Source organism: uncultured Anaerococcus sp. (genome assembly GCF_963512375.1).
Lineage (GTDB): Bacteria > Bacillota > Clostridia > Tissierellales > Peptoniphilaceae > Anaerococcus.
Map to the genome: position 1 here is coordinate 1 of NZ_CAUPMI010000030.1, position 22117 is coordinate 22117.

A 22117-nucleotide genomic window follows, 5' to 3' on the forward strand; every position below is an offset into this window, starting at 1 on the left:
AGTGCAAGATAGAAATTACTTTCTTTCTTACACTATTTATGGTACTAAAAAGACCATTTGACTGGTCTCTTTTTAAAAAATTAGCCTTCTAGGACTTCTTCAAGAGTTGATTCTTGCTTCTTATCTTCTTCTTTTTCTGGAATCATTACATTCATCAATATAGCAGTAAGGGCTGCAAGGACTACTGGTGATACTCCGATAGCATTTTTAAGGGCTTCTGGCATGAAGGTCACTCCTGCTTGGTCAGCTGTTGTAACTATGGTTGTAAAACCAAAGCCAATTGCAATTGCAATACCTACTATAGAAGTATTCCTAACTGTAAGTGGCTGCTCGGTTATCATCCTGATACCATTCATAGTAATGGCAGCAAATACTGAAAGTGTTGCACCACCTACTACTGGGGCTGGGATTGTTGTAAGTAGGGATGATATTTTTGGCATAAAACCTGCGATTAGGATAATGAGGCCTGCTTGGAAAAATACCTTCCTATTTATAACCTTATTTACTGAAACAATACCAACGTTTTGTGAAAATGTAGCTGTTGGAAGACATCCTATAAAGGCACCTATAACATTTGCCACACCAAAACCTACAATTCCTCCCCTAAGCTCATCATCTGTTGGGTTTCTATCCATTCCTCCGATGGTGGTTGATGACATATCTCCAATTCCTTCTATACATGTAACCATAAAGATGATTACAAAGGAAATTATGGCTGATGGTTCAAATTTTATGCCAAAGTGAAGTGGTGCTGCTACTGATAACCAACCTGCTTCCCTAACTGGTGATAGGTCTACCATATCAAAGAAAAATGCTATGATATAGCCAACAACCATGGCAAATAATACTGAAGCAAGTTTAGTAATGCCCTTGCCAAAGTGGTTAAGACCAACATTTACAAGAAGGGTGATTATACCAACAAGCCAATATTGCCATGCTCCCCAACCTGGGGCCATAACTGATCCTGCTCCACCCATATTTGTAATAGCAACTGGATATAGGGTGAGGCCTATGGCCAAAACTACAGTTCCTGATACAAGAGGTGGGAAAAATGGTGTTATATATTTGAGGGCAAGACCGAACACTATAGAAACAATAGCTCCTATTAATTGACTTCCTAAAACTACGGCCACAATTCCTTCGGGACCTAGTGATTCAAATTGACCACAAAGGGCAATCATGGTTGGTACATATGGGAAGGCTACACCATAAATCATAGGTAATTTACTACCCAAAATCCCTATTGGATAAAGCATCAAAAATGAAGTGAGGGCTGATCCTATAAGGGCCATCTGTACAAGTATAATGCTATCAGCGTGACTTAGGCCTGCTGCATCAGCAAAGATCAAAGCAGGTGCTACACAACCTGCAATCATTGCGATTACGTGTTGTAAAGCTAGTGGGAAGGCTTCTTTGAAAGAAACTTTGCCTTCAAATTGAAACAATTCTTTAAATTTACTTTCCATTTTCTCTCCTATTTTATTTTGGACAAAGAAAAAGCCACCTACAGGTGACAAGCTTATTCATTTATCCTAGTTCTTTTTTTGAAATGGCTAGTATAAGTATGTATAAATCAAAAAATTTATTTCTACCATTTCTAGATAAGTTATACAGTTAAAATCCCTTAAGTCAAGTTATTTATAAACCTTATTTTTTATAGTAATTTCGAAAGAAAATTTTAGTTTTGTACAATTTTTATTTTCCTATAAAAGAAGTAAAATAGAAGAATAATAGCGAAAAATAGAAGATGGAGAATTAATAATGAAATTAGTAATACCAGAAGCTTACAAGTCAAACGAGGACCTTTACAGGACCCAACTATTAATAAAAGAAATCAAAGATTATTTTCAAATCAACCTAGCCAATAACCTAAATTTAAAAAGGGTATCGGCTCCCCTATTTGTATCAAGCAAATCAGGTCTAAATGACAACCTAAATGGCGTGGAAAAACCAGTATCCTTTAACTTGCCAGAGGCTGATAACGAAGAAATGGAAATAGTCCATTCCCTAGCCAAATGGAAAAGATATGCCCTCATGGAATACAAATTTAAGACCCACGAAGGCCTCTACACAGACATGAACGCCATAAGAGCCAGCGAAGAGCCTGATAATACCCATTCCTTTTATGTAGACCAATGGGATTGGGAACTTATAATTGACAAAAAAGACAGGACAGAGGAATATTTAAAGCAAACAGTAGAAATCATCTACAGGACCATGAAAAGTCTTGATGAATACTTATGTGTACTCATTCCAACAAGGTCAAAACTTCTTAAGGATCAAATCAGATTTTTAACAAGCCAGGAGCTTCTTGCCATGTATCCAGATAAGGATAGCAAGGAAAGGGAAAGGCTTGCTGCCAAGGAATTTGGGGCTATTTTCCTATCACAAATTGGTACAGTTTTAACAAATGGAGAAAAGCATGACAACCGTGCCCCAGACTATGACGATTGGCTCCTAAATGGAGATATAATTGTCTACAACCCAGTCCTTGACGATGCCCTAGAGCTATCATCAATGGGAATCAGGGTAGATAGCCACAGGCTAAATGAACAGCTAAAACAATCAGGTAACCTTGATAGGCTAAAATATGACTATCACAGGCTCCTCCTTGATGACAAGCTCCCACAAACAATCGGTGGCGGTATCGGCCAATCAAGACTATGTATGTTCTTCTTACAAAAGGCCCACATAGGAGAAGTCCAAGTATCCTACTGGCCAGACAGCCAAAGAAGGACTCTTGCAAACAAGGGAATACAATTATTATAAGAAAAAAATCGCTTAAAAGGCTCTTGCCTTCTAAGCGATTTTTAATTTTCTCGCAAATATTCTTTAATTTCTGCTATAAAAAGGTCGCCATATTGGATTAGTTTTTTCTCCCCAACTCCCTTTATCCTTAAAAATTCTTCTTCTGTTTTTGGTTTATTTATGGCCATATCCTTTAGGGATTGGTCGGAAAATATTATAAATGGTGGAATCTTTCTTTGTTTTGAAAGCTCTAATCTTAGGCTTCTGAGCCTTTCAAATAGGTCTTCTTGGTCGGCATTTGCCAAATCCATCGACTTGTGCTTTTTGCTGGTGGATTTTTCTTCTTCTCTTTTTCTTATATAAAACTTATCTTTGGAAAATAAGATATCCTTTGATTTTTCTGTCAGGGCAAGGATTGGATAATCAAGACCATTGACCTTGATGTAGCCATCTGCTAAAAGGGCTGCGATCATATCCTTGATTTCCTTTTGGCTGGTCTTGGCCATGATGCCAAAGGTTGAAATATTTTCTAAATTTTTCTCCCTTGAGTTTTTATTCTCAGACCCCCTAAGGCAATCGACGACTGTATTTATCCCATATCTCTGGTCAAGCCTGTAAATACAGGATAGGATCTTCTGGGCGTCAACCGTCTTATCGATTTTCTCGCTGGTCTCCAGGCAATTTGAGCAAAATCCACAGTCATTAATCGCATCTTGGCCAAAATATTCAAGTATATAAGATCTTAGGCACTTACTCGTATTTACATAATTTATGATAGTTTGGAGTTTTTCAAGCTGGATCCTCCTATAGGCCATATTGTCAGTTTGGTTTATGAGGTGCTTGTTTATGATTATGTCTTGGGCTGAGTAGAGGAGGATACAGTCAGAATTTTCCCCATCACGGCCTGCCCTACCTGCCTCTTGGTAGTAGGATTCCATGTCCTTTGGCATATTATAGTGGATTACAAAACGGACATTGGACTTATCTATACCCATGCCAAAGGCATTTGTCGCTACAATTATGTCTTTTTTATCAAAGAGGAAGTCTTCCTGGGCCTTTTTTCTATCAAGCTCAGTCAGTCCTGCGTGATATTTGGTAGATTTTATGCCAAGGGCCTTTAAGTTCCTATCTATATCATCAACTCTTTTTCTGGTAGATGCGTAGATTATGCCCGATTCATTTTCATGGTCTTTGAGATAGTCTCTCAAAAACTTGAGCTTTTCCTTGGGTTTTTTGATTTCAAACTTGAGGTTGGGCCTGTCAAAGCCTGTAATTTTGACAAAGGGATCCTTAAGTTTAAGATTTGCTATTATATCTTCCCTTACCTCCCTTGTAGCTGTAGCTGTAAAGGCTAAGATTTGTAAATCAGCTCCCAAAATCTCATAAAGGCTGGGAATTAGCTTATAAGAAGGCCTAAAGTCATGGCCCCATTGGGATATGCAGTGGGCTTCATCAACTGCCACAAAGCTTATTTCTATATCCTTTAAAAAATCCCTAAAAAACTCATTTTCTAGCCTTTCTGGGGATACATATAAAAGCTTTATCTGACCATTTCTTAGATCTTTTAGGGTGTTGACATAAGTCTCATAGTCCTGGCTTGAGTTTATAAAGCATGCATCAATCCCATCTTCCCTTAGGGCATCGACTTGGTCTTTCATCAGGGATATAAGGGGAGAGATGACTATGGCTACTCCATCTTTGATAAGGGCTGGCAATTGGTAGCAAATTGACTTTCCCCCGCCAGTAGGAAGAACTCCGAGCACATCCCTTCCTGCCAGAATATTTTCTATTAACTCTTCCTGACCAGCCCTAAATGAGTCGTAGCCAAAGTATTTTTTTAGTTTGTCTAAAATATTTCCTGTCATATTGTCCTCAAAAAAATAATTAAGCCCTAGGACTTAATTATTTTCATCGTCTTCTTCGTTATTTTCAACATCTTCATCATTTTGGTCTGTTGAGTCTTCTTGATCAGAATTCTCTTCTTCTTCTCTTTTTTTGTTTTCTCTTTCAGTCCTGTCGATATTTTTCTCTAGGGCATTGTCGCCAGATTCTTTGACCTTGGAGCTGTTTGTTAGGTACTCTTCATGGTCAAGCTTGGCTCCCTCACCCCTATTGAAGACTATATCACCAATCTTTGTCCTTAGGGTAATCTTGTTAGCACCCTTATTTTCTGACTGGTAGCCATCTTTTATATTCCTATATGAGATATTGCCAAGGACAAAGTTACCTACCTCAAGATTTGCAGTAATATCGTATTTATCGATCTTATCCTTTGCATTTACAAGTATGTCACCTGTTTGAGTTTCAAAATCTAGCCTATTTCCTAACTTGCTATCTGTTATTTTTATATCACCTGTAGTAGTCTTTAGGATTGTATTTGAAATTTCACTCTTATCTAGGGATATAGATCCTGATTCATTTGTTATAGAGCCTTGAAAAAATCCATTGTTTAGGCTGATATTTCCGCTTCTTATCTTTAGGTCAAAGTTTTTAACTTCTAGGTCATCAATTTTTACATCACCTGCTCCAATTGAGCCCTTTATCTCTTCGATGCCGCCTTCTGCTGGCAAAAATATCCTTACTATTGGAATTTTATCCTTCATGTAAAGATTTTTGCCCTCAATTTTGGACTTAAGTTTTAAAACTCCGCCCTCAAAACTTACATCAAGTTTATAGGCATCTTCTTCTCCCCTGTAAAGTTGGGTGTATTCTATATAAGGATTTGTTGATGACCTTTGGATTCTTACATCAGATGAGCCAAGGTCAAAGTCTATAGATTTGATCTGGTTTAAATCTACCCTCATTATCCTTGACTGGTTATAGGAATTTTCATCTATTTGACTGCTTGTAGAAGCATTTTTGATTGACGCATTCTTCCTTGAATTTATCATAAATATTACAAGTCCTATAAGGACTACTGCGATTATCCCAAAAATCAAGGACCTCTTATTTACCTCTTTTAAGGCTTTTAGAGGATTTGGCAATTGATATTCGCTTTTATATTTCTTATCCTTGTCTTTCTTTACTTGGTATGCTTCTTTATTTTTTTCTTCGATTAGATCTTCATCTATCTTTATCTTCTTATCGTCCACTGTCACCACCGCCTATTGTTTGATTTACTAAGATTCCAAATGTCATTACAAATAGCCATCCCACATAGTAAAGACTATTGGCCTTATCTAAAAAGCTTGCAAAAACTAACTCAAGTAGCTTTGAGTTAATTTCTCCTCTTAGTAAATATTGTATCACAAAAACAAAAGAAAATACATTTATTAATGATATAAAAATCAAAAATATTTGCTTACTTACGACTAAATCATTGATTTTTATATAAAAATTTAAAATCAAGGTAAATGCGCTGATTAAAATTAGGTAGGCAAGAAATAATTCTTCCCTTACAAAAAATAAGGAAGACCCTATGAATATTAAAATAAGTAAGGCTTTTAATTCCTTAAATACATCTATTTTTATCAATATCTTACCTCCCATAAATAAAGCCCTGCTGGAGAAAGGGCTGGATTTGCTCGCTTTTTATTGTCTTTATCAAAAAAGGCCTTAAAGTCATCAAGGCTTAGCTTGCCTCTGGCAAGCTCTATTAGGCTGCCCGACATAATCCTCACTTGGTTGTGCAAAAAGGAATTGGCCCTAAAAAATAAATTTAGCCTAGGACCATCTTGACTAAAGTAACAATCATCGATTGTCCTTACTGTGTTTATCTTAAGGTCTGTATCTTCCTTCATAAATAATCTAAAATCATGGGTGCCCTTTAAGACTTCTAGTCCCTGGTTTAATTTATCCAAATCGAGCCTATAGGTAATATTTTCCATATACTTTCTAAAAACTGGATGCATAAGCCTATCCTGATAGATTACATACTTATAGGTCTTATCTAGGCAAGAAAATCTGGCGTGGAAATTAAGGTCTACTTCTTTTGAAGATATAGCTAAAATATCATCGGGTAGGTGGGGTTGAACATGGTAGGAAAAGGCCTTGGGATTTATATCAGATGCTGTTAAAAAGTTTAGGTAAAAACTTCTTGCGTGCACTCCCCTGTCAGTCCTCCCACAGGCTATTATCCTATTTTCTTCCCCGCTTACCTTGTTAACCGCCTTTTTTATTTCTTCCTCGATTGTTCTAACATCCTTTTGGTATTGAAAACCAGAAAAGCCTGACCCATCAAAGGCCACTTCCATCAGTACATTCTTTACCATAGGAAATACATTACTATTATAATTAGGCAAAAGATTGTAAAGCCAATTAGGCTTATCCAATCGGTCTTTTTCATGTGGATTTCATTTAATCTTGTACGCTCTTCGCCTATCCTATAAAGTCTAGCTTCCATTGCTGTTGCAAGGTCGCCTGATCTTTTTAGGGCGTTTATAAACAAAGGCACAAGTAGGGGAACCATTGACACGGCCCTATCTATAATATTTCCGCTTTCAAAATCCGCTCCCCTTGCCATCTGGGCCATCTTTATCTTGTTTGCTTCATCAAAAAGGGTTGGTATAAACCTTAGCGATATTGATATCATCATGGCTAGTTCACCAGCTGGAAAACCAATCTTTTTAAGTGGTGAAAATAGCTTTTCTAGACCATAAGTTAATTCCATTGGGCTTGTGGTATAGGTTAGGACCGATGTTGATAAGATTATTAGGATTAGCCTTAAAATTGTAAAGGCAGTCCTGTAAAGTCCTTCTTCAGTGAATTTTAAAGGTCCAAGGGTAAAAATCACCTTGCCTGGTGTAGTTACCAAGTTAATTAGACCTGTAAGTACTATTATGAAGATCAAGGGCTTAAGGGACCTAAGGATTGACTTAAAAGGTATCTTTGCAATAGCAAGCATAGCTATTAAAAGGATTACAAAGGGAATATAGGTAATAAAGTCCTTAACAAAAAATATTGTAATTATATATAAAAATACCCCCACAATCTTAACTCTAGGGTCAAGCCTGTGGATGAAGGTATCAAAGGGTAGGTATTGTCCTATTGTAATATTAGCCATTCTTAGCTCCTAAGTGCTTGTAAAGTTCTTCTATCGCCTTATCAACTGTGTAGATCTTATCATCTACATCTGGATTTTTCTTCTTGTAGGCCCTCATAAATTTTGTAATTTGAGGGACATCCAGGCCTATTGATTCTAGGTCTACCTGGGTAAAGGTCTCAAAGGTTGACTTATCTGAGTAAACTTCTCCCTTGTTCATGACAATTACCCTATCAACATATTCTGCCACATCTTCCATAGAATGGCTTACTAATACAATTGAAAGCTCATCGTCATTATTGTAAATATCTAGGATTTCTGAAAATATTTCATCTCTTCCTATTGGGTCAAGGCCTGCTGTAAGCTCATCTAGAACTAGGACCTTTGGATTCATAGAAAGGATTCCTGCAACGGCTACCCTTCTTTGCTGACCACCTGATATTTCAAAAGGTGATACATCCTTATAGGTCTCATAATCAAGTCCTACCTTGGCCATGGCAGATCTGACTCTCTTGTCAATCTCATCTTCCTTTAGGCCCATATTTTTAGGACCAAAAGCAATATCCTTGGCTATGGTTTCTTCAAATAGCTGGTTTTCCGGATATTGGAAGACTAGGCCAACCTTAAATCTGGCAGCCTTTCTCTTTGCCTTTTCCTTAGAATTTATCCCATCTATTATGACATCTCCATGGCTTGGAATCAAAAGACCATTTAAAAGTTGGACTAGGGTTGACTTACCTGATCCTGTTTGGCCGATAAGGCCTATTATTTCTTTGCTATTTATCTCTAGGTTGATATCTTTTAGGGCATAGACCTCATTTGGCAGGCCCTCGTTGTAGATATAATCAACATCCTTTATTTCTATTTTCATATGCTTTCCAAAAACTCCTCAGCTGTAAGGGGTAGTCTATCAAATTTGACCCCTTTTTTTGAAAGTCCGTAGGCTACTTCTGTCACTTGTGGGACAGCAAGGCCTAGCTCTTTCATCTTATCTACTTGGGAGAAGACTTCTCTGCTTGTGCCCTCTAGGGCCTTTTTGCCTGAATCTAGGACAACTATCTTATCGGCAAGAACTGCCTCTTCCATGTAGTGGGTAACGTAGATGATAGTTTTCTTGTAATCTTTATTTAGGCTTTGGATTAAGTCAATTACATCCTTACGACCTTGGGGGTCGAGCATGGCAGTTGGCTCATCAAAGATTATATAATCTGATAGCATGGCAATAACCCCTGCAATTGATACCCTCTGCTTTTGTCCACCTGATAGGTTGGATGGATTTCTTTTCTTAAAGGCACTCATGCCAACTAGGTCTATTGCCTTATCCACCCTTTCCCTAAGCTCAGGATGTTCTACCCTTAGGTTTTCTGGCCCAAAGGCTACCTCTTCCTCGACTGTTGTGGCAACCATTTGGTTGTCAGGATTTTGAAAGACCATGGAGCATTTCTTCCTTATCTCCCACTGGTTTTCTTCATTACTTACCACTCCATCTATGCTGATTGTGCCAGAACTTGGCGAAATTTGAGCATTCAAGAGCTTGCCAAGGGTGGACTTGCCTGAGCCGTTGTGGCCCAAAATTGCAACAAAGTCCCCCTTATTTATTTCGATGGATACCTTATCCAAAGCTGTTTTTCCTTCAGTTTCTTCGTCTATACCTGGATAGGTATAGGTTACATTTTCAATCTTTATCATCTTTCTTCCTAATAAGACATAGCTGGGCTATAGTTTGTGCTTGATTCATAAACTACTACTGGTAGGCCATGTGGTACTAATTCAAATAGCTTGGCTGCCATTGCTGGTGGCATATTTAGACAACCGTGGCTACCATTTGATAGATAAATTCCACCGCCAAAGCCACCTCTCCATGGGGCATCGTGGAAGCCTTCACCATCCCATCCTATTGGCATCCAATAGGATACTGGTGTTGCATACCTTCCACCATTCATATCTGCTCCTTTAAGAGTTGTGTTTGTTTGCTTAGATTGGATAGCTCCTACGCCTTTATTTGTTGCCCAGGTAGTAGATTTTGGTAGACCTGAAACTATTGGTGTTTCAAGGACGACTTCTCCATCTTGATAGTACCACATATATTGTCTAGATAAGTCTACTTCTACATAGCTATCCTTAAGGTCGCTACCATCGTCATATCTAGCATAGGCTGCTCTTTCATAAACAGGTTCGATTTCGCCAGATTTTCTTTGGTTGATTAGCTCATAGACCTTATCAATTGTTCCTGCTTGGTCAAGGATAAAACCATAAACTCCAGGATTGACTGTAATCTTGCCTATGCCTGTAGCATTAAAGGTCCTATTTTCGCCATAGGTATCAGTTTTATCAGCTACTTCTGCTATAAATTTGCTTAGTCTATCATAATTTAATTCAAAACTTGTTCCATTTGTATCAAACATATCAACAAGCTCTTTTCCTTCTAGTTTGATGTCAAAACCATTAAAGTTAAATTTAAGTTTAAGACCTTCTATTGTCTTTCCATCTGCTAGAAGTTTTTCTAATTCCTTTGAATTATTCTTAACCTTTGGATTGATGTAATCATCATCTTCAAGGACTATCTCTTCCTTATGGTTATAAATAGCTTCTTTAATCTTTGCATCAAGTTTGTTAGGGTCTATCATATTTCCCATTACTTCTGGAATTATTGTAAAGGCCCCGTCATTGTATTTTAGACTTGCATTTTCTGGCTTTGTTACATTTGCCATTAGGGCAGAAGTCTTAATGAGTTTTTCTAATTTATTCTCATCATATTTTATCTTATAATCAAAGCTAAATTCATCATTTGCCACTTTTGCAAAGGCAAGTGGCCATTTGAATGGGTTTTGATCAAGAGATGCTGACTCTGGTATTGATGCGGAATAGTCCACATCCTTTAAGTTGATTGTTGCAGCCCTATCATCCCTGCCTTTAATGCTTATGGCAAAGCTTTCAGCTGGCTTTTTTAGGGCCTCTTCCTTGGAAGCAAATGATATGTCCCTACCATTTACAAAGGTATTTGGAAGGGCTATGAAGGCAAATACCACTGTTACTATCAAATATAATCCTATTATTACAAGTAAGCCTATTAAAAGTCCCCTAGACTTCTTGTTATCTCTTTGTTCTGTCAAAGATCCTCCTCACTTGGTTTTTGGCCATAATATTGGTAGAAATCTACCTTTTGGCCACCATTATATAACTTTCTCTTTCTAGATAATTTCCTCTTAAATTTCCTATCAAACTTATCATCCGCACTTATAAAATAAAGCGACCAGGTGTCAAGCCTTGCTAGCTTATTATTTATCTTTTTATAGATGTCATCCATGTCTATGTCAGATAGCCTAAGTCCGTAGGGTGGATTGGATATAAATATACCATAATCATCCTTAAGTGCCACAGATGACATATCCCTTGTTATAAAAGAAATATCTTCTTCTACACCGGCATTAATTGCGTTTTGCTTGGCAAGGCTAATTGCCCTACCTGATATGTCTGAACCTAGGATGTTTAGCTTTTTAGAATAATCTATCCTTGCCAGGGCTTCTTTTTTTGCATCTTGATAAACTTCAGGTCCTATAAATTTAAATTTATTAAAGTCAAAGTCCCTATCTATGCCAGGGGCTATATTTCTAGCTATCCTTGCAGCTTCTATTAGGATTGTCCCCGACCCGCAAAAGCCATCGAATAAAAATCTTTCCGGCTTATAAAAAGATAGGTCTACTAGGGCTGCCGCAATATTTTCCCTGAGGGGTGCCTTTACAGAATCCTCCCTATAGCCTCTCTTATGAAGGCCCTCGCCAGATGTATCAAGGCAGACACTTGCCCTATCCCTATCTAGCATGATCTCGATTTTGACTCTTTCGGCAGATTTTTCAAAATGTTTGACCCTATAAAAGGCCCCTAGCTTATCTATTATGGCCTTTTCGCTTATAGATTGGATTGACCTTAGGGAAAATAGCTTTGACTTGTAGGTCCTAGCATTTACTATAAAGTTAGTGTCCTTATTTAAGATATTTTGCCAAGAAATTTTATTTACTCCCTCAAAAAGTTCTTCAAAATCTCTAGCCATGAAGGACCCTATTTCTAGAAATATCCTATCGGCATGCCTTAAATTTATATTCAATTTTCCTAAGTCGTTAATATCGCCATTTAAGGCAATCATCCCATCACTTACTTCAAAGTCTTCATAGCCTAAATCTCTTAATTGAAACTTGACTAGGCTTTCAAGGCCGAAGCTTGTGGTAATTAGTATTTTTTCCATAGTTTTATTATAACAGTTTTTTAAAGCTTTTCATCTTTTTTGACACAAGAAAAGCCACAAAAGTGGCTGATTTCTAAATTAATTTTTCAAAAAGTCATAGGTCTTGGAAAAGACGATATTTCTCACATCTTCATTGGTGAAGGAATGGTCTGCCTGGTCAATTTCTTCGTAGGTCGCAAATTTAAAAGCTTTTTGCAATTTCTCATTTGCATCCCTAAAGACTAGGGCATCCTTATTTCCCCTAAGGATTTGGACCTTGCCTTCATAATTTTTAGCCTTGCCATAGATATCCTTTAGAATAAAATCCAAAAGGAAATTGATATGGATTCTCTTTCCCCCAATATCAGCATCTCTGATGCTTGCTACAAGTTCATCAAAGGATTGGCCAGCCTTTATCTTGCTCTTCACTGGGGCTTCTCCCTCAAACACGGTCTTTGCCATGACCTTTAGATAGTCCTTATCGTTCATATCACTTGCTGGTGCTAAAAGGACTAGGGCCTTAGGCTTTAGCTTATAGGCTAGAAGCGTTGATATTACTCCACCTAGGGAATGACCTATCCAGAAAATCCTATCCTTGTCAACAAAATATTTAAGCTTTGCAAAGTCATTTATCATCTCAGCTTCCTCAAGCTCTCTTGATACGGTCATATCATAAAAGCTTCCGTCTGATTCACCAGAGCCTGAAAAATCAAACCTGATTGTGACAAAGCCTCTATCGGTTAGGTACTGAGAATGTTGGATTCTAAAGTCTGTTGACCCATTCCTATCTCCCCCAAAACCGTGAAAGAAGATGGCTGTTGGGTATTTCTTGTTGGCATCAAAATCATCAGGGGTGTTTATCACACCCCTTAAAATTATGCCATCTGATTTTCTTATCTCTTGATAGATGTATTTCATTAGGCTAAAACTCTTGCCACTTCTATTCCGCAAGCTGATGCTTGAGATAGGGAGTGGGTTGCTCCTGACCCATCACCTATACAATATAGGCCTTTTTGGGTTGATTCAAATTTATCATCTACTTCTACTTCTGAGTTGTAGAATTTAACTTCGATTCCATATAATAAGGTATCATCATTTGCCATACCTGGTGCTATCTTATCTAGCTGGTAGATCATCTCGATTATATCATCAAGCTGTCTTTTTGGCATTACTAGTGATAAATCTCCTGGTGTTGCCTGCATGGTTGGCTTGGTGAAGGACTTGGCCATTCTTCTTTCTGATGAACGACGACCCTTAATTAGGTCACCAAATCTTTGCATCAAAACTCCCCCGCCTAGCATGTTAGATAATCTTGCTATTGATTCACCATATTCATTTGAGTCTTCAAAAGGCTCTGTAAACCTGTTTGTAACTAGAAGGGCAAAGTTTGTATTTTCTGATTGTAACTTTGGATCTGTAAAGGAGTGGCCATTTACAGTTAGGATTCCATTTGTATTTTCAGTTACAACATGGCCGTAAGGGTTCATACAAAATGTCCTTACAACATCGTTATATTGCTTGGTTTGATACATTATCTTCGCTTCATAAACATCATCTGTTATGTGCTTAAAGACTTCTGCTGGCACTTCTATCCTTAGTCCTATATCAACCCTATTTCTCTTAGATTTGATATTAAATTTATCGCAAACCTCACCTATCCACTTAGATCCAGACCTGCCTGCAGCAAGGACTATATCATCAGACCTGAAAGTTTCGCCCTTGTTAGTCTTTACTATATATTTTTCATCTTCATAGTCTACATCGGTAACCATGGTTGAAAATTCAAAGTCTATCTTATCTTTCACATAGTCAAATATTCTTTGAAGGATTAGCTTGTTTCTGTCTGTACCAAAGTGGCGAACCTTGGCATCTAATAAGTGAAGGTCATGTCTTAAGCATATTGTCTTTAAGTTGTTTTTGTCTGTGGAATATAACTCAAGGTCATCTCCCCCATCAAAATCCATAAGGACACTATCTACATATTCCATAAGCTCCATGGCCTTTTTTTCTCCAACATACCTATGTAAATCTCCGCCAAAGTTGGTTGTTATGTTGTATTTACCGTCAGATAGGGTACCTGCTCCACCAAAACCATACATGATATTACATGGCTTACATCCTATGCAGTGGTCAACCTTGCCATCTGTAATTGGACAAGACCTATTTTCTACTTTTCTACCACCATCGATTATGAGGACCTTTTTTTCTGTATCAAGCTTAGTTAATTCATAAGCCAAAAAAGCTCCTGCTGCTCCTGCACCTACTACAATAATGTCATAGTCTTTCATGATTTCTCCTCTTCTTAGAATTCTACTTAACCTGCTATATTATACGATTTATAAGCTTTTTAGCAAACATTTTTATATTTTTTCAGATAAAGTGTTAAATTTTATGTAAACTATTGAGAATTTGTTAAGTATTAAGTAAAATACCTGTAATGATATTTATAATTTTTAGGTAATAAAGATTTTATTAGAAAGGAATTTTTATGAAAAAAGCTTTTGAAAGGGCCTTGCCCTACACAGTACCAGTTATAATCGGCTATATGTTTTTAGGCATAACCTTTGGTATTATGGTCAGCCAAGAGGGTTACAATCCACTTTTTGCACCATTTTTATCGCTGACAATCTATGCTGGTAGCATGCAATTTATAATCCTTCCCCTACTTAAGACTGATATTTCTATCATAGCAATTATTATCCTAACCCTATCAGTCAACATAAGGATGATGTTTTATGGGGTAAGCATGATTAAAGAATACAAGAGTTCAAGGAGCAAGTTTCTATTTATATTAACACTTTCAGATGAAACTTTTGCCCTAGATACCTCTATAAAGCCACCAGCAGATGTCAAAAAAAGTGATTTTTTCTTGGCAATTGGCCTTATAAATTATTTGGTATGGGCCATCGCTACTTACATAGGCGCCCTACTTGGCAATCTAATTAGCTTTAATACAATGGGTATGGACTTTGTCCTAACTGCACTTTTCCTAGTGCTCTTGGTTGAGCAATATTTTGCAACTAAAAACCACAAGCCACTAAAAATTGGCCTTGCCCTATCCATAGCAGCCCTTTTGATATTTAAGCCAGATAATTTTATGATACCCGCCCTACTTTTAATAGTTTTAAGCCTTTATGGCCTCAGGGACAGAATCGAGGAAAAAAATGTCTAGAGTACTAATGATAGTCTTTGCATCAGCCCTAACTACTTTTTTAATCAGGTCAACACCTTTTTTCTTCTTTTCAAAAAAAGACCTACCTGATTTGATTAAATATTTTGGCAAATACCTACCCTTTGCCCTCATGCCCCTACTTGTAGTTTTTGCCTTAAGAAATATAAATGTTTTGGCCTACCCTTATGGACTACCTGAAATAATAGCATCAGCTACAGTAATCCTCCTCCATGCTAAATTTAAAAAGCTTTTTATTTCAATATCTGTAGGCACTTTTGTCTATATGGTTCTAATTCAATTAGTTTTTCTTTAAATTAGTAGTAAAATAAAGTCTAAGAAAAGAAATAAGTTACGAGGAGAAACCATGAGAAAAGAAATAAATATATCTAACAACAAGGCCGTCATTAACTTTTCAAAGGCCTATTTCAACAACTCCGATGACTTGCTAAAAAGTGAGGGCTTCTTTGAAGTCATTTGCTCTTTTGTAAATCACCACAAAGAAAACAGGACAAGGATCTATACCTACCTAGAAAAATTCTTTAGGTCTTCAGATATAGAGGCTCTTGCAAGCGAAATTAGAGACATAACAAAGATTCTTACTGTTATGAGCCTTGATGAAATCAGCGAAAAGATCAACAAGTACCACGACCTAAACAAGGAAAGAGAAGCCCTAACAAGAATCGTAGAAGATATCTACGACTATTGGAGAAAGCTAGAAAGATACTCAATTATCGAACAATCTGACTATGATAGGGGCTTAGAAGTAGAAAATTTCCTATCTTCAAATATCAGATTTAAGGACCTTATCCTTGAAATCTACAGGAAGGCAGAAGTATCAGTTACAGGCAAAAGCCCAAAGGTCTTCAGACAAGTACCTGCAGGTGCCAATGCTTCAATGATAGTCAAAAATTTCGAGATAGCATATCCTAAAGATTATGCCTATCTAAATGAAATACCATTTATAACCAAGGTTATGATCGAAACCCCTTATATAACCTACACTAAATCAAATAAGAGGGACGGTTTCTTTGAAGAAGTAGAAGAAAACCCAATAACAAATCTCGACATAGATACAGACGAATTCCTCTGCTATCCAGCTAGAGTTGGAGATAACCTAATCTACATCTACTTCCACCAAAACCTCATCACCCACGGCATATCAGCATCAAACCTTTTTGACCTTGCCGATGAAGAGGAAATTCAAACACACAGACCAGATGCTATCTATGTATTTGGTGGAGATAATTCTAAAGACCAAAACGTCTTCTATGAAGATAAATCAGGCCTTTTAATAGGTTATGTAAATTATTCAGACAAGAAAGATTACTTCGGTTATCTTAAGAAAATGTGCCTAACCCTATCAAATATCATCTCAATGAAAAAATCCTACCTCCCAATCCACGGTGCAGGTGTAAATGTAGTTTTACAAAATGGCAAGAGTGCCAATGTTGTAATCCTAGGCGATAGTGGAGCTGGAAAAAGCGAATCAATAGAAGCCTTCAGAACCCTTGCCAAGGACTATATAAAGGATATGACAGTAATCTTTGATGATATGGGTACCTTCAGAATGAAAGATGACAAGGTCAAGGCCTATGGTACAGAAATTGGTGCCTTCGTAAGGCTAGATGACCTAGATTCTGGCTATGCCTTTAAGCAAATAGATAGGTCAATCTTCATGAACCCAGACAAGATAAATGCAAGACTAATCATGCCGGTAGCCGATTATTCACAAATAATGGCAGGCTATGAAGTTGACTTCTTCCTCTATGCCAATAACTATGATAAGATTAAGGAAGATGATAAATCAATCGAATTTTTCGACAATAAAGAAGATGCCATCAAGGTCTTTAAACGTGGGGCAAGATTTGCCAAGGGTACAACCACAGAGACAGGTCTTGTAGAATCCTACTTTGCAAACCCATTTGGCCCTTACCAAAAACAAGAAGTTTGCGACCAACTAATCGAAGGTTATTTCTCAAAGCTATTTAAGGATCAAACCAAGGTTGGCGTAATAAGAACCCAACTAGGTGTCGAAGGCATGGAAACAGATGGCCCTCTAAAATCAGCCAGAGAACTTTTTGAAATAATCAAGGCCTTATAAAATTATTAATTAAAAAAGAGTTGAATTTCACTTAAGAAATCAACTCTTTTTTTCTTTGAAATTTAATTTTTAGACTCTTGATTTTATGATAGTCCTATTATCAATCGTTACTTGCCTATAGCATTTTCCCTACCATAGTAAAATAAATATTGTTGGGCATAGCCTGCAAGGTCTCCAAAAATTTCCCTAGCATAATTATCAACTTGCTTTTTAGGCACTTCCTTGCCGATGTAAAGTGTTTCCATGACTCTTTTAATCCAAACATCTACCGGGAAGGTCTCTCTTCTGTGGTAAGCAAAAAGCATTATGCAATCAGCCACCTTTGGTCCAATCCCAGGAAGCTCATTTAACCTCTTGTGAAGGTCAGAATCGCTTAGTTCTCTCTCATCTTCAAAATTCAAAAAGCCATCCACAAAGGCCTTGGCAGTTTCAACAATCCTTACATCACGAAAGCCCACTCTAGCATATTCCCTAAGCTCTAATGGGTCAACCTTGGCCAAGACTTCTGGCCTTGGAAAGGAATAATAAGAAGAGCCCATATAATCACCAAGATAGTCTCCATATCTTTCAGAAATTATCCTAACTGCCTTTTTAATCCTTGGTATTTGGTTATTAGCTGAAATTATAAAGGAAATAGTTGTTTCAAATAGCTCCTGGTTTAAAATCCTGATACCATAACCATAGTCACAAGCATCCTTTAAGGTATCATCCTTTGAAAGAAAGTCCCTAATAGCCCCATAATATGTGCCTAGGTCAAAATAATCATAAAAAATGTCATAGAATTCATCAAGGCTTACATTTCTTATAAGTGTATAGCCATCGCATTCTAATAAATTTATGATTTTTCCTAAAAAGACTGCCGTATAGGACCCGTCTTCTTCAAGCTTGAAATTAAAACATTGACCGCATTCAAAAATATGGGTCGGATTAAAAGAATCTTCCCTAAGCTTTAAACCTAGGGAAGTTTCTTCGATATTTAATTCTCTTTTATCTTTTGTTTCAAATCTCATTATCTAATCCTAAGTGCATGAACCGCTAGCCTTTGATCATCATAATCATATTGGCAGGTAGAAAGGGTAATGATTGTATCATCTTCTTTGAAGGCCCTGGTATCAAGTTTAACCTCTGAGTTTGACCTTAACTTGTTATAATATGGAACCTTATCACCAGTATAGGTGAAATCAAGGGTCCTATAGTCATAATCAGATGGGATACCGTAGGCTGAGAATATTAGATATTCACGAAGGCCATCTTCTGTTGTAAGGTAGATTGTCCTATTTTTCTCCGCAAATTCCTGCTTCCTATATTGGTCAAGCGGTGTAAACATTGAGTCAATCTCAAGATGGTGACCATAGATTACAGAATTATCATCTGAAATATCACTTGAGTTATAGACATCCATAAAGATAGATCCTGCTATGTCATATTCCTTATTAAGACCCTTTCTTAGATAGAAGTCATTGTCAGGTCCTTGAAGAATTGGGTATTTGATACCTGTTCCAGGAATTTCTATAACCGCTATAACATCTGAGTTTTGTTCTTTTAGTTTCTTTAGTAGGCTTAGGTGAACTTTCTCAAGTCTTGCAAGAGGATCGACTTCCTTGCCATCCTTGTTTGCCTCACCCTCATCCCTAGCTACGTCTTCTTCAGCTTCTTTAGATAGGTTTTCTATATATCTATTGTTTTTCATATTAGTCCAATAGTCAAGACCTCTTTTTCCTAAGATTGCTATACAGGCTAATATTATCAAAATTAGGATAAACCTAATAAAAGCCATTATTTTTGATTTCATTTTACCACCTTTAAAACGTTACTTTTACTAGTATAATATACCATAAGAGAAGATAATTAAAAGTTTTTTATGGAAAAAGGAGAAAACATGAAAGATTATAAATTATATGTAGGAACTGTATGCAGATATTGCAAAAAAGTTGAAGATTTCATGCAAGAAAATAATATAGAAATTCCCCTAGTAAATATAAATGAAGATAGAGATGCCATGATGAAGCTAATAGATGAGGGCGGCAAAAGACAAGTCCCTTGCCTCTATCATGATGGAGAATATCTCTATGAATCAGACGATATAATAGCTTATCTAAAGGAAAAGCTTCTTGGGTAAGTCTATGATTAAATTAATAGCATCTGATATTGATGAAACAATAATAGATCACGACCGCCTTGTCCCAGAAAGAAACAAAAAGGCCATAAAAGCAGCCCAAGAAAAGGGTGTGATAGTTATGCTTGCAACAGGCAGGGGCCCTTATGAGATATTTGATATACCAGAACAAGCAGGAGTAATAGGAGATGACCGCTATGTCATATGCTGTAACGGCGCTGTTATCATGAATGTAAAGACCAAGGAGATAATAGATGTCCTAGATATGGATTTTACCTATGCTAAGAGGATTTTTGACTATGCTTACAAGAACAAACTAACCTTTTACATTTACACCCTTGATAAAAAATACGGTATAAATTTAAGTGATAAAACAATTTTTGCTGAAGAACATATCAATATAATAGAAGATGATAATATAGACTTCTTAGAAGGAGAAACCATCCTTAAGACTATAATCAAAAACACCAATATGAATCAGCTTCAAGCCCTAGAGGTAGATATAGCAAGAATAACCGACTATAATCTTGAGATATCCTATTCATCAAATATGTATATGGAAATAAATGCCAAAGGGGTAAATAAGGCAATTGCCCTCAAAAAAGTAGCCGATCACTATGATATAGATTTGAAAAATGTAATGGCAATTGGTGATAATTACAACGACGTAGCCATGCTAGAAGAAGCAGGAGTAGCTGTAGCAGTTAAAAACGCTAGACTTCAAGTAAAGCAAAGCGCTGACTATGTAACCCAGGTAGATAATACCCAGGGTGCTGTAGGCGAGGCAATAGAAAACTTTGTATTAAACTTATAAATTAGGAAATTTAAAAGAGTTTGGAAATAAATCCAAACTCTTTTCTTATTCGTAAATTGATTTTTCTCCCCTATATACCCTATACAAGTATACCAAGCCTCCTATAAGTAGGATTGGCAAGATTAATGACAAGATTCCTGCAAAGATCTTGATTATCAAAATAAATATACCAATTACAAGACCTATCAATAAAATAGGTAGACCTAGGAATAAGCCTATAAGGGCAAATGCCAAACTCAATATTGTAATTAAAATTGTTAAAGTTGCACTTAACATATCATTCTCCTTTTGATAATATTATACACAATCTTAATTTTAATTTCAAGATTCTTAAAAATAAAATTTCTCAAATAAAAAATCAGGACAAGCTTTCCTTGCCCTGCTTATATTTATTATTAACCTCTAGCAAACATTTGACCATCAAGGATGTATAGTGCTCCCCAATTGTCTTTTGCTCTTTCAAGTTTTGTAACGATTTTAGAAACAGAATCTACTTCTTCAACTTGTTCATCGATGAAGGCTTGGATGAATGAAAATACTCTTAAATCTTCATCTTTACTTACTTCAGCTATTTCATGAATTCTTCTTGTAACTTCTTTTTCATGAGCTAGAGCTGCTTTAAATACGTCAAGTAAGCTTTCATAGTCATATTGTGGCTCTGGGATGGCTTTGTATCTTACATCGTAACCAACTTCTTGTAGGAAGTGTTTCATTTTTTCGCCGTGTTCGATTTCTTCAGCTACTTGGTGGTCAAACCAATGTGTGAATCCATCCATCTCAAGTCTATCTGTATATGCAGCCATTGCCTTATATACATATGCTGACTCATACTCAAAGTTCATTTGTTCATTTAATAATTCTAGTGCTTTACTCATTTATTCTTCCTTTCTCTAGATAATCTTCATAAGATATATATACCCCATATATCTTAAAATCCTTATCTAAAATCTCCTTTATTACTTTTGTTGTGTCTTTGGAGTAAATCTTTACTGTGAAAGTCTTATCCTTAACCATAAATTCATCGCTAGGTAAAATCCCCTTATTTTTAAGCACACTTAAAATATCCATCGCATCCTTCCTGGTAAATAAGCTATCAAGTTGGAAACTATATGGATAAATCGTGTCTGCGTCAGTATTTGGATTTATTTTTTTGATTAATAATAAGTCATCCATAGCTCTCTCCTATTCTATATTTACCCTAAATAATAAAAACTTAACAAGAATTTTATTTTTCCTCTGCTTCTCTTTTAGAAAAAATACAGCCGCAATACTCTTGTCTGTAAATATCATATTCTTTTGAAAGCTCTATAGACCTCTTATAGCCATCCTTCTTCTTAAAATCAGCATAAAGATATTTAATACCAAGATCCTCTTCAAGCCTTGCCCCAATCTCATTAAGCCATTGGGCATTCTTATAAGGAGAAATAGACAGGCTAGTTGTAAAATACTCATAACCCATATCCTTTGCATAGCAAGCAGTCTTATCAAGCCTAAGCTCATAGCAAGCATAGCAAGCATCTCCAAACTCCCTATCATCCTTTCTCTTTTCTGCCACAAACTTAAAGTCTTCCATGTCATTAGCAGGAATAATAACTTGTCCATCAAAGTGAGATTTCTCTGCCACCTTCTCCAAATTCTCAGCCCTCTTATCAAGCTCAGCCCTTGGATAGATCATCGGATTATAAAAATAAAGATCCATATCAAAATGATCCCTAAGCCTTTCGATAACTTGGGTAGAACAAGGCCCACAACAAACCTGAAGCAAAAGCCTAGGCCTTCTTCCTTCTTCATCAATTTTTTTAATTATATCCTCCATGACCCTGTCATAGTTAATCTTATTCATAAATTACACCTCTATTTTTAAGTAAAAATTTATTACCCATTAATTAATTGTACTAAATTTTAGGTAAATCAAAACTACCAGCTTAGCTGGTAGTTTGCACAGCGCCTATAAGGCGCGAAT

24 protein-coding genes are annotated in these 22117 nt (G+C 36.6%); 6 read left to right on the forward strand and 18 right to left on the reverse strand.

Annotated elements, in window-relative coordinates:
* Positions 1–80: 80 nt before the first annotated feature.
* On the reverse strand, positions 81–1466 hold the full coding sequence (locus RRB46_RS10145) for a solute carrier family 23 protein (protein ID WP_311538454.1): 1386 nt from the start codon (positions 1464–1466) through the stop codon (positions 81–83).
* A 292-nt stretch (positions 1467–1758) separates the two neighbouring features.
* Here RRB46_RS10145 and asnA point away from each other — a divergent pair, with 292 nt between their 5' ends.
* Positions 1759–2769 (forward strand): aspartate--ammonia ligase, encoded by a 1011-nt coding sequence (gene asnA, locus RRB46_RS10150; RefSeq protein ID WP_399530246.1) that lies wholly within the window; start codon positions 1759–1761, stop codon positions 2767–2769.
* Between the two features lie 41 nt (positions 2770–2810).
* Here asnA and recQ read toward each other — a convergent pair whose 3' ends face one another.
* The 11 genes from recQ to RRB46_RS10205 form a co-directional block, all read right to left on the reverse strand.
* Complete coding sequence (gene recQ / locus RRB46_RS10155; RefSeq protein ID WP_311538456.1) at positions 2811–4613, reverse strand: DNA helicase RecQ; 1803 nt, start codon at positions 4611–4613, stop codon at positions 2811–2813.
* 33 nt (positions 4614–4646) lie between these two features.
* Complete coding sequence (locus RRB46_RS10160; protein ID WP_311538457.1) at positions 4647–5840, reverse strand: DUF4097 family beta strand repeat-containing protein; 1194 nt, start codon at positions 5838–5840, stop codon at positions 4647–4649.
* Positions 5830–6222, reverse strand: coding sequence for a hypothetical protein (locus RRB46_RS10165; protein ID WP_311538458.1), 393 nt, complete (start codon positions 6220–6222; stop codon positions 5830–5832). The genes RRB46_RS10160 and RRB46_RS10165 overlap by 11 nt, the downstream gene beginning before the upstream one ends.
* Entirely contained in the window at positions 6219–6959 is a 741-nt protein-coding gene (gene truA / locus RRB46_RS10170; protein ID WP_311538459.1) for a tRNA pseudouridine(38-40) synthase TruA, read from the reverse strand. Before truA ends, RRB46_RS10165 begins: the two co-directional genes overlap by 4 nt.
* Entirely contained in the window at positions 6953–7750 is a 798-nt protein-coding gene (locus tag RRB46_RS10175; protein WP_311538460.1) for an energy-coupling factor transporter transmembrane component T, read from the reverse strand. Before RRB46_RS10175 ends, truA begins: the two co-directional genes overlap by 7 nt.
* Positions 7743–8600 (reverse strand): energy-coupling factor transporter ATPase, encoded by an 858-nt coding sequence (locus tag RRB46_RS10180; RefSeq protein WP_106460820.1) that lies wholly within the window; start codon positions 8598–8600, stop codon positions 7743–7745. The genes RRB46_RS10175 and RRB46_RS10180 overlap by 8 nt, the downstream gene beginning before the upstream one ends.
* Positions 8597–9418, reverse strand: a complete 822-nt coding sequence (locus RRB46_RS10185; protein ID WP_297688213.1) for an energy-coupling factor transporter ATPase — start codon at positions 9416–9418, stop codon at positions 8597–8599. The genes RRB46_RS10180 and RRB46_RS10185 overlap by 4 nt, the downstream gene beginning before the upstream one ends.
* An 8-nt stretch (positions 9419–9426) precedes the next feature.
* Positions 9427–10842, reverse strand: coding sequence for a L,D-transpeptidase family protein (locus RRB46_RS10190; RefSeq protein WP_311538461.1), 1416 nt, complete (start codon positions 10840–10842; stop codon positions 9427–9429).
* Positions 10839–11972 (reverse strand): class I SAM-dependent RNA methyltransferase, encoded by a 1134-nt coding sequence (locus RRB46_RS10195; protein WP_311538462.1) that lies wholly within the window; start codon positions 11970–11972, stop codon positions 10839–10841. Before RRB46_RS10195 ends, RRB46_RS10190 begins: the two co-directional genes overlap by 4 nt.
* A gap of 78 nt (positions 11973–12050) precedes the next feature.
* Positions 12051–12869 carry an alpha/beta fold hydrolase gene (locus RRB46_RS10200; protein ID WP_311538463.1) on the reverse strand — a complete coding sequence of 273 codons (819 nt, stop codon included), beginning with the start codon at positions 12867–12869 and terminating at the stop codon, positions 12051–12053.
* Positions 12869–14239: an NAD(P)/FAD-dependent oxidoreductase gene (locus RRB46_RS10205; protein WP_297688222.1), complete on the reverse strand. Its 1371-nt coding sequence runs from the start codon at positions 14237–14239 to the stop codon at positions 12869–12871. Before RRB46_RS10205 ends, RRB46_RS10200 begins: the two co-directional genes overlap by 1 nt.
* A 200-nt stretch (positions 14240–14439) precedes the next feature.
* On the opposite strand from RRB46_RS10205, the gene RRB46_RS10210 reads away from it, so the two are divergent.
* From RRB46_RS10210 to RRB46_RS10220, 3 genes are read left to right on the forward strand one after another with little or no spacing between them, the layout of a single operon-like run.
* Positions 14440–15123: an AzlC family ABC transporter permease gene (locus RRB46_RS10210; RefSeq protein WP_311538464.1), complete on the forward strand. Its 684-nt coding sequence runs from the start codon at positions 14440–14442 to the stop codon at positions 15121–15123.
* Positions 15116–15436, forward strand: coding sequence for an AzlD domain-containing protein (locus RRB46_RS10215; protein ID WP_311538465.1), 321 nt, complete (start codon positions 15116–15118; stop codon positions 15434–15436). Before RRB46_RS10210 ends, RRB46_RS10215 begins: the two co-directional genes overlap by 8 nt.
* Before the next feature lie 51 nt (positions 15437–15487).
* A complete protein-coding gene (locus RRB46_RS10220) occupies positions 15488–17224 on the forward strand; it encodes a phosphoenolpyruvate carboxykinase (RefSeq protein ID WP_296128586.1) in 1737 nt (578 codons plus the stop codon).
* A 107-nt stretch (positions 17225–17331) separates the two neighbouring features.
* On the opposite strand, the gene RRB46_RS10225 is transcribed toward RRB46_RS10220, so the two are convergent.
* Both RRB46_RS10225 and srtB read right to left on the reverse strand, forming a co-directional pair.
* Complete coding sequence (locus RRB46_RS10225) at positions 17332–18234, reverse strand: DNA-3-methyladenine glycosylase family protein (protein ID WP_399530242.1); 903 nt, start codon at positions 18232–18234, stop codon at positions 17332–17334.
* Positions 18234–19016: a class B sortase gene (srtB, locus tag RRB46_RS10230; RefSeq protein WP_311538466.1), complete on the reverse strand. Its 783-nt coding sequence runs from the start codon at positions 19014–19016 to the stop codon at positions 18234–18236. Before srtB ends, RRB46_RS10225 begins: the two co-directional genes overlap by 1 nt.
* Before the next feature lie 87 nt (positions 19017–19103).
* Between srtB and RRB46_RS10235 the strand changes: the two genes are divergently transcribed.
* Both RRB46_RS10235 and RRB46_RS10240 read left to right on the forward strand, forming a co-directional pair.
* Positions 19104–19343, forward strand: coding sequence for a glutathione S-transferase N-terminal domain-containing protein (locus RRB46_RS10235; RefSeq protein ID WP_296128593.1), 240 nt, complete (start codon positions 19104–19106; stop codon positions 19341–19343).
* A gap of 4 nt (positions 19344–19347) precedes the next feature.
* A complete protein-coding gene (locus RRB46_RS10240; protein ID WP_296128596.1) occupies positions 19348–20154 on the forward strand; it encodes a Cof-type HAD-IIB family hydrolase in 807 nt (268 codons plus the stop codon).
* Between the two features lie 45 nt (positions 20155–20199).
* On the opposite strand, the gene RRB46_RS10245 is transcribed toward RRB46_RS10240, so the two are convergent.
* The 4 genes from RRB46_RS10245 to RRB46_RS10260 all read right to left on the reverse strand — a co-directional run bounded on the left by RRB46_RS10245 (position 20200) and on the right by RRB46_RS10260 (position 21997).
* Positions 20200–20430: a hypothetical protein gene (locus tag RRB46_RS10245; RefSeq protein WP_296128599.1), complete on the reverse strand. Its 231-nt coding sequence runs from the start codon at positions 20428–20430 to the stop codon at positions 20200–20202.
* 119 nt (positions 20431–20549) lie between these two features.
* Entirely contained in the window at positions 20550–21029 is a 480-nt protein-coding gene (locus tag RRB46_RS10250) for a ferritin (RefSeq protein WP_296128600.1), read from the reverse strand.
* Positions 21022–21327, reverse strand: a complete 306-nt coding sequence (locus RRB46_RS10255) for a hypothetical protein (RefSeq protein ID WP_296128603.1) — start codon at positions 21325–21327, stop codon at positions 21022–21024. The genes RRB46_RS10250 and RRB46_RS10255 overlap by 8 nt, the downstream gene beginning before the upstream one ends.
* Positions 21328–21379: 52 nt before the next feature.
* Complete coding sequence (locus RRB46_RS10260) at positions 21380–21997, reverse strand: epoxyqueuosine reductase QueH (RefSeq protein WP_311538467.1); 618 nt, start codon at positions 21995–21997, stop codon at positions 21380–21382.
* Positions 21998–22117 lie beyond the last annotated feature (120 nt).

Excerpts from the sequence above, each read along its gene's own strand:
- RRB46_RS10145 (WP_311538454.1), bottom strand. The coding sequence starts at position 1,466 with ATGGAAAGTAAATTTAAAGAATTGTTTCAATTTGAAGGCAAAGTTTCT.
- recQ (WP_311538456.1), bottom strand. The coding sequence starts at position 4,613 with ATGACAGGAAATATTTTAGACAAACTAAAAAAATACTTTGGCTACGAC.
- truA (WP_311538459.1), bottom strand. The coding sequence starts at position 6,959 with ATGGTAAAGAATGTACTGATGGAAGTGGCCTTTGATGGGTCAGGCTTT.
- RRB46_RS10175 (WP_311538460.1), bottom strand. The coding sequence starts at position 7,750 with ATGGCTAATATTACAATAGGACAATACCTACCCTTTGATACCTTCATC.
- RRB46_RS10180 (WP_106460820.1), bottom strand. The coding sequence starts at position 8,600 with ATGAAAATAGAAATAAAGGATGTTGATTATATCTACAACGAGGGCCTG.
- RRB46_RS10185 (WP_297688213.1), bottom strand. The coding sequence starts at position 9,418 with ATGATAAAGATTGAAAATGTAACCTATACCTATCCAGGTATAGACGAA.
- RRB46_RS10195 (WP_311538462.1), bottom strand. The coding sequence starts at position 11,972 with ATGGAAAAAATACTAATTACCACAAGCTTCGGCCTTGAAAGCCTAGTC.
- RRB46_RS10200 (WP_311538463.1), bottom strand. The coding sequence starts at position 12,869 with ATGAAATACATCTATCAAGAGATAAGAAAATCAGATGGCATAATTTTA.
- RRB46_RS10205 (WP_297688222.1), bottom strand. The coding sequence starts at position 14,239 with ATGAAAGACTATGACATTATTGTAGTAGGTGCAGGAGCAGCAGGAGCT.
- RRB46_RS10210 (WP_311538464.1), top strand. The coding sequence starts at position 14,440 with ATGAAAAAAGCTTTTGAAAGGGCCTTGCCCTACACAGTACCAGTTATA.
- RRB46_RS10215 (WP_311538465.1), top strand. The coding sequence starts at position 15,116 with ATGTCTAGAGTACTAATGATAGTCTTTGCATCAGCCCTAACTACTTTT.
- RRB46_RS10220 (WP_296128586.1), top strand. The coding sequence starts at position 15,488 with ATGAGAAAAGAAATAAATATATCTAACAACAAGGCCGTCATTAACTTT.
- RRB46_RS10225 (WP_399530242.1), bottom strand. The coding sequence starts at position 18,234 with ATGAGATTTGAAACAAAAGATAAAAGAGAATTAAATATCGAAGAAACT.
- srtB (WP_311538466.1), bottom strand. The coding sequence starts at position 19,016 with ATGAAATCAAAAATAATGGCTTTTATTAGGTTTATCCTAATTTTGATA.
- RRB46_RS10235 (WP_296128593.1), top strand. The coding sequence starts at position 19,104 with ATGAAAGATTATAAATTATATGTAGGAACTGTATGCAGATATTGCAAA.
- RRB46_RS10240 (WP_296128596.1), top strand. The coding sequence starts at position 19,348 with ATGATTAAATTAATAGCATCTGATATTGATGAAACAATAATAGATCAC.
- RRB46_RS10245 (WP_296128599.1), bottom strand. The coding sequence starts at position 20,430 with ATGTTAAGTGCAACTTTAACAATTTTAATTACAATATTGAGTTTGGCA.
- RRB46_RS10250 (WP_296128600.1), bottom strand. The coding sequence starts at position 21,029 with ATGAGTAAAGCACTAGAATTATTAAATGAACAAATGAACTTTGAGTAT.
- RRB46_RS10255 (WP_296128603.1), bottom strand. The coding sequence starts at position 21,327 with ATGGATGACTTATTATTAATCAAAAAAATAAATCCAAATACTGACGCA.
- RRB46_RS10260 (WP_311538467.1), bottom strand. The coding sequence starts at position 21,997 with ATGAATAAGATTAACTATGACAGGGTCATGGAGGATATAATTAAAAAA.